This is a genomic window from bacterium, from assembly GCA_013360215.1.
In the GTDB taxonomy this organism is placed as follows: Bacteria; CLD3; CLD3; order SB21; family SB21; genus JABWCP01.
Map to the genome: position 1 here is coordinate 157826 of JABWCP010000006.1, position 10885 is coordinate 168710.

Annotated in this window: 11 protein-coding genes and 1 tRNA gene; 10 read left to right on the forward strand and 2 right to left on the reverse strand. The window is 45.9% G+C overall.

From position 1 onward, the window contains the following. Both HUU58_06235 and HUU58_06240 read right to left on the reverse strand, forming a co-directional pair. Complete coding sequence (locus HUU58_06235; GenBank protein ID NUN45264.1) at positions 1-333, reverse strand: carboxymuconolactone decarboxylase family protein; 333 nt, start codon at positions 331-333, stop codon at positions 1-3. Positions 334-432: 99 nt separating this feature from the next. After that, positions 433-1599, reverse strand: a complete 1167-nt coding sequence (locus tag HUU58_06240) for a DNA/RNA non-specific endonuclease (protein ID NUN45265.1) — start codon at positions 1597-1599, stop codon at positions 433-435. Between the two features lie 162 nt (positions 1600-1761). On the opposite strand from HUU58_06240, the gene HUU58_06245 reads away from it, so the two are divergent. From HUU58_06245 to HUU58_06290, 10 genes are all read left to right on the forward strand, one after another. Next, positions 1762-2406: a DUF47 family protein gene (locus HUU58_06245; protein NUN45266.1), complete on the forward strand. Its 645-nt coding sequence runs from the start codon at positions 1762-1764 to the stop codon at positions 2404-2406. A gap of 18 nt (positions 2407-2424) precedes the next feature. Then, entirely contained in the window at positions 2425-3417 is a 993-nt protein-coding gene (locus tag HUU58_06250) for an inorganic phosphate transporter (protein NUN45267.1), read from the forward strand. 149 nt (positions 3418-3566) lie between these two features. Next, positions 3567-5270 carry an alkaline phosphatase family protein gene (locus HUU58_06255; GenBank protein NUN45268.1) on the forward strand — a complete coding sequence of 568 codons (1704 nt, stop codon included), beginning with the start codon at positions 3567-3569 and terminating at the stop codon, positions 5268-5270. A 29-nt stretch (positions 5271-5299) separates the two neighbouring features. Then, positions 5300-5665: a VOC family protein gene (locus HUU58_06260; protein NUN45269.1), complete on the forward strand. Its 366-nt coding sequence runs from the start codon at positions 5300-5302 to the stop codon at positions 5663-5665. 58 nt (positions 5666-5723) lie between these two features. After that, positions 5724-6698: an alpha-ketoacid dehydrogenase subunit beta gene (locus tag HUU58_06265; GenBank protein ID NUN45270.1), complete on the forward strand. Its 975-nt coding sequence runs from the start codon at positions 5724-5726 to the stop codon at positions 6696-6698. Positions 6699-6707: 9 nt separating this feature from the next. Then, positions 6708-7382: a hypothetical protein gene (locus HUU58_06270; protein NUN45271.1), complete on the forward strand. Its 675-nt coding sequence runs from the start codon at positions 6708-6710 to the stop codon at positions 7380-7382. Positions 7383-7391: 9 nt separating this feature from the next. Continuing rightward, positions 7392-7595 (forward strand): hypothetical protein, encoded by a 204-nt coding sequence (locus tag HUU58_06275; protein NUN45272.1) that lies wholly within the window; start codon positions 7392-7394, stop codon positions 7593-7595. 24 nt (positions 7596-7619) lie between these two features. After that, positions 7620-9107, forward strand: a complete 1488-nt coding sequence (locus HUU58_06280) for an aldehyde dehydrogenase family protein (protein ID NUN45273.1) — start codon at positions 7620-7622, stop codon at positions 9105-9107. Positions 9108-9283: 176 nt separating this feature from the next. After that, positions 9284-10636 (forward strand): L-lysine 6-transaminase, encoded by a 1353-nt coding sequence (locus HUU58_06285; GenBank protein NUN45274.1) that lies wholly within the window; start codon positions 9284-9286, stop codon positions 10634-10636. A gap of 72 nt (positions 10637-10708) precedes the next feature. Further along, a tRNA-Pro gene (locus HUU58_06290) sits at positions 10709-10783 on the forward strand. The last annotated feature ends 102 nt before the right edge of the window (positions 10784-10885 follow it).

The window sequence follows — 10885 nt, forward strand, 5'->3', positions numbered from 1 at the left end:
TTATACGTTGAGGTTGTCTAAATTATTCAGCATTTGTACACCGTGTACGAGCGTGATGCCGGCCATCATGGCGGAGGCGACGTGTACCGCTTCGGTCATTTGGTCGGGGCTTGCACCGCATTCGAGGCTCTGCGTCGTATAGGCGTCAATACAATAAGGACAGTTTTTAGCATGGGCTACAGCCAAAGCGATCAGGGCTTTTTCCCGTTTGGTCAATGCGCCGTCTTTGCCGGTAACCTCATTGTAATACGCAAAAAATTTATCCATCAGTTCTTTGCGAAATCTCCCTACGTCGCCAAATTTTTTAAGGTCTTCACTTTCGTAGTAATTCATCTTGGGGCTCCCATGTTGTAAGAATACTGATGAGGAAAAAGGATTAATTTTCTGAAGACTGAATGATGTAACTCGGAGGTAAAACAAATATTCCCATGTTTATTTGTTATCCACCTGCGATTCGATGACGGATTGGATTTCTGCAGGTACGCGATTGAGGAAATCATATCCGGTGGAGGTTTCGATTTGGTCCACGGATGTTCTGTACGATTTCCATGATGTGCTGCGAATACCATCGGTATTGGGCATATCCACGGCGATCACGCGTGTCAGCGTGGTGACCTGATCGGGTGTGGTTTCCTCATGAGGAAGTACAACAATGATTTTCCATACGCGTACGGGGACGGTGACTTTACCGGAAGCTATGGTTTTGAGCGAATCATAATGCCCTGACATGATAAAAAGTTCGTTACCTTCACCGGCCAAATCACGGCAATAACTTTCGAGTTCGACCCAAGGTCCTTGGTTATTATCCGAAGCCTGAGGAAGTATATTGGTCATGTAAAATGTAGAAACATTATCGGAAGGAACTGCATTGCGATCGCCGGAGGGGCACATGTGTCCTCGATCATAACCGCTGCCGGTATAGTCACCATCTTTCACAGCATACCAACCCGCCGGCAAAATATCTGTTTTAAAGTTATCTTGACGTGCTATCGTACCGAGCCAATTTTTATTCAAGTGCCATGCGCACCAGTTGGGGATACGGCGAACATTGTCATAAGACACAGCGTATTGGGAGCGGGCGATCAGATAGTTACGCGGCGAAGCGATATTTGTTTCGCTTTGACTCGGATTGCCGAGGGAAAGATGCAAATTCGGCGTTTGGCCGGTATCGGCATCAGCTGCGGATAGTCGGTATAGTTGTGTTTCGCTGTAGGCGCCGTTTTCACTCAGGATTTTTATGAAATAGGTGCCTACGTTTAAGTGGGGAATATCAATGGATTCTGTGACGCCATTGGCGCCGCGGGATAAACCTACAATGGAATCGTGGCTATCCATGAGATAAAGATTATAGTCTTTATCATCCGGAACGGCTAAAGTAACTGCGACATGACGCGGCGAACTTAATACAAAACGAAAATAATCTACATCGTCGCTAACGGATACGGTGCCTTGATGAACTTGGGGAAGTCTCGGAAATAAAATCGCCGTTTCAGGTGTATCATTGCCATCAATGGAATCCAACGGCTCGATTAAATCCGCACACCCCGCTAAAAATGCAGCAATCAATACAACCGGTAACAAGATTTGGAAGGATTTCATATAAAAAGATAAAAAAACTTATGATTCGTCCAAAGAATTTTTCAAAGCTTTTCTTGTTTCTTAGTTTCAAAATTATTATGATAGCCCGCCTTAATAATCCGCTAATATTTACATAACAAAATTTACACTTCGATAATTCAAATTTAATAACGAGGAAATACTATGAGGGTAGATCGTATCATCGAGGCGTTTTTACCACGTGAAGACAAATTTTTTAAACTTTTTGAAGAAACAGCCCAGCACCTGATCACGGCATCGGATCTGATGGTCAAACTGATGAATTGTCCGGCGGAGGAGCGTTTAGCCGTGAGTCAGGAAATTCATAAATTGGAGCACTTGTGCGACGACACAGCGCATCGGCTTTTTTCCGAGCTGAACGCCACATTTGTAACGCCGTTTGATCGCGAAGATATTATGATGCTGGCATCGGCACTGGACGACGTCATGGATTTTTTGGACGAAAGCGCGCGACGCATTATACTATATAAAATCACTTCTATTCCGGCAAATATGAAACAATTGGCCGACGTGCTCAAAGAATCTATCACCGAGACACATCACGGCGTGAGCCATATTCGGAATATCCATAAGACGGATGGTATTCGTAAAACACTGGAACGTATCCATGCCTGTGAAAACAAAGCGGATATGGTTTTTGAAATGGGAATAGCGGACCTTTTTGATAATGAAAAAGACCCGATTAATTTGGTCAAGCTCAAAGATATCTATACCAGTCTCGAACGCTCCACGGATAAGTGCGAAGATGTCGCCAACGTGCTCGAAGCGATCCTCATCAAGCACGCGTAAAGGGAGATATTGCTCATGATGGAGCTACTTATAATTACGATAGCCTTGGCATTAATCTTTGATTTTATCAATGGCTTTCACGATGCGGCCAATTCGATCGCAACCGTCGTTTCCACGCGCGTATTGTCGCCGTTCAAAGCGGTGATTTGGGCGGCGGCATTTAACTTTATTGCGTACTGGTTTTTTGAATTGCATGTCGCTGATACGGTCGCCAAAACAGTAAAGCCGGAGGGTTTTACTTTGGTCGTTGTTACAGCCGGATTGATCGGTGCGATCATATGGAATTTGTTAACATGGTGGTGGGGAATTCCGTCGAGCTCCTCACACACGTTGATGGGCGGTTTCGCCGGTGCGGCTGTGGCATATGCCGGCGGTGATTTTTCTGTAGTACGCTTGGATAAAGTAACTCCGGTCGTATATTTTATCTTGCTGGCGCCGATTCTCGGTATGTTGGTTTCATATACGATTTCAGTGATTACGATTCATATCTGCAAGCGTATGAGTCCCCATAAAGTGGACAAAGTATTTCGTCAATTGCAGTTGTTTTCTTCTGCCGCATTTAGCCTCGGTCATGGTGCCAACGATGCCCAAAAGGTTATGGGTATTATAGCCGTGGCAATGTATTCACAAAAAGTCATTCCTAGCCTTGATCACATACCGGATTGGGTTCCTTTATCATGTCATGCAGCAATTGCGTTTGGGACCATGGCAGGCGGATGGCGTATTGTGAAAACGATGGGACAAAAAGTTACTAAACTCTCTCCGTTTGAGGGCTTTGCAGCTGAAACGGCCGGAGCAATGACACTTTTTGGAACAGGCATGACAGGTATTCCTGTCAGTACGACGCACACGATTACCGGCTCGATCATCGGCGTAGGCGTGATCAAACGCGTATCCGCCGTTCGCTGGGGCGTAACTCGCAATCTGCTGTGGGCATGGGTTTTAACCATTCCGATTTCAGGATTGTTTGGCGCGATTTGTTATTGGATTGCTTCGTTTTTTGTTTCATAAAACTTCGGATTACAATTTTTATATTCGATAAAAGGCTGCTCGGAAATGAGCAGCCTTTTTTTTTGGATTTCTTTGTGCTTTTCTTTTTTAAACGCGATGTGTATCATGGGTAATGAATGGATTGGGGATTACATGAATTTGAGGTATGTATGAAAAATAGAAGAAATATTTCATATCTGGCTTTGATAGGTATCATCATTTCCTTTTACGGTTGTTCATCCAAATCTCCACGAACAACTCCGCCCAAGCCGCCGCGTCTTATTGTTTTTATCGCACTAGATCAGTTTCGCTATGACTATCTGACGCGGTTTAGTACGCATTTTGGACCGGACGGATTTAATTACCTCCTCAATGGCGGAGCAAGTTTTGCCAACTGCTTATATGAACAAGCCACGACGCACACATCGGTGGGGCACGCGACGATGATGAGCGGTACGTTGCCGTATCGGCATGGTATCATTGCCAACTATTGGTGGAGCCGCGAATTGCATCGCTATATTTACGCACCGGAAGACACTTTGGCGCCGATACTGGGAATTGAAAAGCAAAAAGCAACAGACGGGCGTTCGCCGCGCAATTTTAGCGGAATCAATTTTGCCGATGCCTTACGTGAAAAAACGAACGGCCGGGCTAAAGTATTTTCCGTGTCCAATAAAGACCGCTCCGCCGTATTGATGGGCGGGAAAAATCCCAATGGCGCATATTGGATGGTAAAAAACCGCGGAGGGTTTTATACCAGCACGTATTATATGAAGGACTATCCGGTGTGGGTAAAGGATTACAATGCTCAAAAACCGGCGGACAAATATTTTGGCATGTCGTGGGACATGCTGCTGGATAAAGAAAAATATCCGGTCATGAAACCGGAGATACTTCGCTTACTGGATTTGCCGAGTTCGGGTTTTGGGCATAGTTTCCCGCATCCACTCAAAGGATTGACGTCGGACAGACCTGATACGATGTACTACAAAGAACTGATCCATACGCCGTTTGCCAGTGAAATGATTTTGGATTTTGCAAAGGCGATTATTCAAAATGAAGCTTTAGGTTCGGACGAGGTTACGGATCTTCTTTGCATCAGTTTATCGGCCAATGACGAAATAGGGCACAGTTTCGGACCATCGAGTCCGGAGGTGATGGATATCACTGTACGGACCGACCGTTTGCTGGCGCAGTTTTTTAAGTATATCAATAATGCCGTCAGAGAAGAAGATGTCCTGTATGTGTTGACGTCCGATCATGGTGTTCCTTTTTTCCCGGAAGAAATGACCGACCGGGGTGTGACAGCCGCACGGGTTCATCCCCGAAAATTGGCCGCTGTGGCCGATTCGATCATGGCTTTGAAGTACGGAAAATTGCCTCAGGGAAAACAATACGTTGATCGGATAGCGTACCCGGATTTGTATTTTGACGGCCGTGTTTTGGCGGAAAAAAAGATTGATAAAGAAGAAGCGTCCGATTATATTAGCGCGGTTTTTGAACAATCGCTGCCGATCATCTATAGAGCGTATTCGGGCACGCGGTTAAAGCGCGGTCTAGTGCCGTCCGATCCTATATCCGAAGCTGTACGTAAAAGCTTCCATTCTCGCCTGAGCGGGGATGCCGTGATAGTGCTAAAACCTTTTCACGTATGGGATTCCAATGGCCTAGGAACCGAACATAGTCTTCCGTATGCGTATGATGCGCAGGTGCCTTTGATATTCAAAGGAAAACGTTGGATCAAAAGCGGATTGTACAAAGACGAAGTCGCACCGACCGACATAGTTCCCGTTTTGTCGGTGATCACCGGTTGCGAAGATCCGGGCGGTAGAGATGGACAAGTGCCCGATCAGTTATTGAAATTTTCAAAATAGTTCATACATCTAAACAGGAGTTCAGTTCAATGCCGGGTTTTCTCACAACAATCAAATATGTGTGCATATACGCATCGGATTTTGACCGTTCATTGGCATTTTATCGTGACGGCCTCGGCCTCCAGGTAACATACAAAGAAGACGGTTTTGCACAGTTTAATACCGAAGGTACGATACTCACGCTCGAAAAAGACGGGTTTCGTTCCGATGAGCCCAAAGACTACCGCAAAGTGGGTTTCTTAATCCAATTTGAAGTGGAAGATATCGAAAAAGCGGTTACCGCACTTAAAGCCAAAAATGTGAAATTCACCCAAACGATTACAGATAAAGAATTCGGTCGTACGGCGATCATTGTTGATCCGGACGGCAATCAGATCATGTTGCTGGAGCAGTAAACGAATTGCTCGGATTCATTTTTTTTGGGTGCGAATGTAAAATTTCACAGAGGTTCTCATGGCTAATATTACATATCTCGAAGCCATTTCGATGGGTTTGCGCGAAGAGATGCAGCGCGACGGCAATGTATTTCTGATCGGTGAAGACATCGGTGTCTATGGCGGCGCGTTCAAAGTAACCAAAGGATTTATCGACGAGTTTGGCGCCGAGCGTGTTATGGATACGCCGATTTCCGAAGCCGGTATTATCGGTGTGTGTGTAGGCTCCGCGCTTATGGGGATGCGTCCCGTGGCGGAAATGCAGTTTGCCGATTTTATTTCCTGCGGATTCAATCAGCTTGTCAATCAGGCCGCTAAAATTCACTACCGATGGGGCGAGGCGGTACCGATGGTCGTTCGTTGTCCCTCGGGCGGTGGCGTGCACGGCGGTCCTTTTCACTCACAAAATCCCGAAGCATGGTTTTTTCACGTACCGGGATTAAAAGTGGTTTCCCCGTCAACGCCCTACGATGCCAAAGGGTTGATCAAAGCGGCGATTCGTGACAATAATCCTGTATTATATTTTGAGCACAAGTTTTTGTATCGTCGTATCAAAGGGGAAGTTCCGGAAGACGACTACATCGTGCCGATCGGCAAAGGGGACATCAAGCGCGAAGGTAAAGACATGACGGTCGTGGCGTACAGTTCGGCTGTGCATTGGGCGCTCGAAGCGGCAGAGATCATCGAAAAAGAGGGCGTCAGCGTCGAAGTGCTCGATCTGCGCAGCATTTTACCGTACGATAAGGAACTGATTCTCCAATCGGTTCGCAAAACCAATCGAGTCATCGTCGCTCACGAAGCTACGCTAACCGGCGGGGTCGGTGGCGATATTGCAGCGTTCATCACCGAACACGCTTTTGAATCGCTCGATGCGCCGGTGAAACGACTTGCGGCGATTGATACACCCGTGCCGTACAGCCCGCCACTCGAAGCATATTTCCTTCCCAACAAGGACAAAATGCTGGCGATGATGCGCGAGCTCGCGGCTTACTGATCGAACATCATGCAGAAACGTTGGTTTAATATACTTTCAATAATTTCACTGGTACTCTTTGGTGCCGGTGATTTTATTTTGAAGGCCTCGGATAAAGGCGAGGGACAGGAACTTCATGCAAACCGTTTTCTTGCGGATGCTTTGGAGGACGCCCGTCATAATTATGCAGGTCGCACCATTCCCGCATCGGCTGTCGTGAAGTTTGAAGTATATCGCGGTTTTCTTGCGGATATCAATAAAGACGGCGAATCCGAATATATCGTGGCCGGCACGATTACGGGCCTGGATATCAATTACGTCATGGTGTATCTGTGGAAGAACGAAAAATGGCTCTGTACTGTGCTCAATAGCGGTCTCGGCGGAGGCATTGCCGACTTACAGTTGTTGGATGTGAATCAGGACGGCACAGAGGAAATATATTCGGTCATCAAAGACGAAAAACAAAAACAACACTGCCGTATCGACGGATTTTGTAAAGACCTGAGCAGCGAATTGTCACCGATGTTTTGTTGGAATGCAGAAGATGGAATGAGCATTTCACAAAACATTCTGCTCATCGAAAAAAGCGGGATGCGCTGTGTGCGGGTGGACGAAATCCGGTATCCGGAATCGGAAGACGGAGATATCCAGCAACAAACGTATTATTATGTATATGAAAACGGAAAATTTGTACGGGGACAATAGAGGTGTAATATGAAAATGTTGTGGCTTGTAAAGTTATATTGGATATGGATAGTTCTCGGCCTGATTATTTTAATTCCGGCTGTTATCCCTCCGGGACTGGACATGTTCAATGCATTCTTTGGCTTTGCGGTAGTAGTTGTCGGATTGGTTTTTCGACGTGCGATGCAAAGCGATACGCTTCGCCAGCGCATTGATCGCAATTTGAATTCGTAACATTTTATTTATAGGAATTTATTCATGGCTCAGAAATTTCAGAATTATATCAACGGAAAATGGCAAGATGCCAAGTCCGGTGCCACCTTTGAAAATCGTAATCCCGCCAATTGGGATGAAGTGATCGGTTTATTTCCCAAATCAGGAAAAGAAGATGTGCAGGAAGCCGTGGAAGCGGCCGCGGCCGCATGGGATAAATGGCGTTTGATGCCGGCTCCCAAACGCGGCGACATATTGCGCAAAGTAGGCGATATTCTCGTTGCGCGTAAAGACGAGTTTGCCCGTGAAATGACACGGGAAATGGGCAAAGTCGTAGCGGAAACAAAAGGCGATGTACAAGAAGGTATTGATACAGCCTATTACGCAGCGACCGAAGGGCGCCGTCTTTTCGGTCATACTGTTCCTTCGGAATTGGCCAATAAATTTGCCATGTCGGTTCGTATGCCGATCGGTGTTGCGGGGTTGATTTGTCCGTTTAATTTTCCGTTAGCCATACCGACGTGGAAGATGTTCCCGGCGCTGCTTTGCGGGAATACTGTCGTTTTCAAACCGGCTGAAGACACGCCGAAAACCGGAAGTATGTTGCTCGAAGTTTTGATCGAAGCGGGAATTCCGGCAGGCGTAGTTAACCTTGTGCACGGTTTCGGTGAAGATGTCGGCGCGACGATCGTAAGTCATCCGAAAATTGATCTGATCAGCTTTACCGGTTCGTCCCAAACCGGCAGTATGATCGCATCACAATGCGGTAAAGACCTTAAGCATGTTTCCCTTGAGATGGGCGGAAAAAATGCGCAAGTCGTTATGGACGATGCCAATCTCGAATTGGCTCTTGACGGCGTTTTATGGGGTGCATTCGGTACGACAGGACAACGTTGTACTGCAACGAGCCGATTGATTTTGCACGAAGCGATTCATGATAAATTTGTAGATATGCTGATCAAGGCGGCTCAGAAACTTGTCATCGGTGACGGTCTTAAGCCCGGAAATCAAGTCGGGCCGTTGATTCACGAAGAATCACTCAAAAAAGTTCAGCGTTATGTCGAGATCGGTAAGAGCGAGGGCGCAAAACTGGTGCTCGGCGGTGAACGCCATACCGACGGCGATTGTGCCAAAGGATGGTTCTTTAAACCCACGATTTTTACCGATGTCAAAGCAGGCATGCGTATCGAACAAGAAGAAATTTTCGGTCCCGTGCTTTCAGTGATCAAAGTAAAAAATATTGATGAAGCGATCACGGTGCTTAACGGTACCAAATACGGCTTATCTTCATCGGTCTATACCAAAGATGTCAATAACAGCTTCAAAGCCATGCGCGACATCAAAACCGGTATCACGTATATCAATGCACCGACGATCGGTGCCGAAGCGCATTTGCCTTTTGGCGGTGTCAAAGCTACGGGTAACGGACACCGTGAAGGCGGTTGGCCGGTATTTGATTTTTACAGTGAAACCAAAACAGTATACGTGGACTATAGCGATAAACTGCAACGTGCACAGATTGATAATTACTAAAAAACCATGAGTGAATTTTTCCAAAATACATCCAACGGCACAGCGCAACGTCGGGGATGGCTTCTGCAACAAGAAGCTGTCGGTGAAGTGCGTCATTGCTTGCTCAAACCGGAATGGCGCGTGTGAGATCGGTTCTTTTTGTAAATAATTTTTAATTATTAAAAAAGGATACCGACATGGAAAAAATTCAAATCAAACCGCAAGAAGTTCACGAAACACTCAAAAAACACATTCTCGCCGATGGTTACGATTTTGTACTCGATACAAAAAAGAGCCACGGTTCATGGGTAGTAGATTCTAAAACCGGTAAAGAATATCTGGATTTTTATTCGTTTTTTGGATCGTCTCCGATCGGTATGAATCACCCGGCCATGATGACGCCAGAATTTCGTGAAGGGCTCATTGATGCCGCGACCAATAACCCTGCGAATGCCGATGTATATACGGTAGCGATGGCCGAATTCGTTGCGACATTCGAAAAAACCGGTATTCCCGAATATCTTCCTCACATGTTTATGATTTCCGGCGGCGCTTTGGCCATCGAAAATGCGCTTAAAACGGCGTTTGACTGGAAGGTTCGTAAACAACACCCCAACGGGTTCAGTTCGATCGAGCAAGAAGAAGACTACGTCAATTCCATGAAAGTGATTTATTTCAAGGAAGCATTTCACGGTCGTAGCGGCTATACGATGACGATGACCAATACGCATTATCGGTATAAAGTGCAGTATTTCCCGAAATTCAACTGGATCAAAGCACCAAACCCCAAGATGGTATTTCCTTTAAATGATACCAATCTTGCCGACATCAAAAAACGGGAAGAAGAATCTTTAACATTTATTCGCGAACAAGTTAAGCGTTATAAAAATCAAATCGCCGCGTTGATTTTAGAGCCGATTCAGGCCGAAGGCGGGGATAATCATTTCCGCGTTGAATTTCACAAAGAGCTGCGAAAAATCTGTGATGAAAACGAAATCATCATGATCTACGATGAAGTGCAGACCGGCGTCGGTCTAACCGGTAGCTTTTGGGCGCATGAAAAAATCGGCGTTAAGCCCGATATTCTTGCGTTCGGAAAAAAAATGCAGGTATGCGGTATTCTTGCCGGTAAACGTATTGATGAAGTAAAAGATAACGTATTTCAAAAATCGGGACGAATCAATTCGACCTGGGGCGGGAATTTGGCGGATATGTACCGTGCGACGTGGTATCTTCGTATTATAGAATCAGAAAAATTGGTTGAAAATGCAGATAAAGTCGGAGCTCATTTGCTTGGCAAACTGCAAGATCTGACCAAAGATTTTAAACAAGTGACCAATGTACGCGGAGCCGGTCTGATGATCGCATTTGATTTACCGACCGAACAACTTCGTGATGCCGTCCATAAAAAAACGCCGGAATTCGGTTTGTTGGTTTTGAAATGCGGCGAAAAAACAATTCGGCTTCGACCGGCACTGAACCTGACGATGGCGGAAGCCGATATGGGTGTCGAACGAATTGCGAAATCTTTAAAAGAAATCTTGAAATAATAAATAATTTACCGTATATCAGGCGCCCGTGCTAAGAGTGATCTTAAGCACGGGTTGTTTGATACATAGGTTCGGGGTGTAGCGCAGCCCGGTTAGCGCGCCTGCTTTGGGAGCAGGATGTCAGGAGTTCGAATCCCCTCACCCCGACAAAGAGAAATGAGTAACAGCCACGTTAGAACGTGGCTGTTTTTGTTAGGATGAAATTTACAGTTTATATATTGTACAGTAAAAGTCGCCAGCGCTATTATG

Bases quoted from the DNA above. Each gene is read 5' to 3' on its own strand.
- HUU58_06280 (NUN45273.1), top strand. From the start codon at position 7,620: ATGGCTCAGAAATTTCAGAATTATATCAACGGAAAATGGCAAGATGCC.
- HUU58_06235 (NUN45264.1), bottom strand. From the start codon at position 333: ATGAATTACTACGAAAGTGAAGACCTTAAAAAATTTGGCGACGTAGGG.
- HUU58_06240 (NUN45265.1), bottom strand. From the start codon at position 1,599: ATGAAATCCTTCCAAATCTTGTTACCGGTTGTATTGATTGCTGCATTT.
- HUU58_06270 (NUN45271.1), top strand. From the start codon at position 6,708: ATGCAGAAACGTTGGTTTAATATACTTTCAATAATTTCACTGGTACTC.
- HUU58_06275 (NUN45272.1), top strand. From the start codon at position 7,392: ATGAAAATGTTGTGGCTTGTAAAGTTATATTGGATATGGATAGTTCTC.
- HUU58_06250 (NUN45267.1), top strand. From the start codon at position 2,425: ATGGAGCTACTTATAATTACGATAGCCTTGGCATTAATCTTTGATTTT.
- HUU58_06285 (NUN45274.1), top strand. From the start codon at position 9,284: ATGGAAAAAATTCAAATCAAACCGCAAGAAGTTCACGAAACACTCAAA.
- HUU58_06255 (NUN45268.1), top strand. From the start codon at position 3,567: ATGAAAAATAGAAGAAATATTTCATATCTGGCTTTGATAGGTATCATC.
- HUU58_06245 (NUN45266.1), top strand. From the start codon at position 1,762: ATGAGGGTAGATCGTATCATCGAGGCGTTTTTACCACGTGAAGACAAA.
- HUU58_06265 (NUN45270.1), top strand. From the start codon at position 5,724: ATGGCTAATATTACATATCTCGAAGCCATTTCGATGGGTTTGCGCGAA.
- HUU58_06260 (NUN45269.1), top strand. From the start codon at position 5,300: ATGCCGGGTTTTCTCACAACAATCAAATATGTGTGCATATACGCATCG.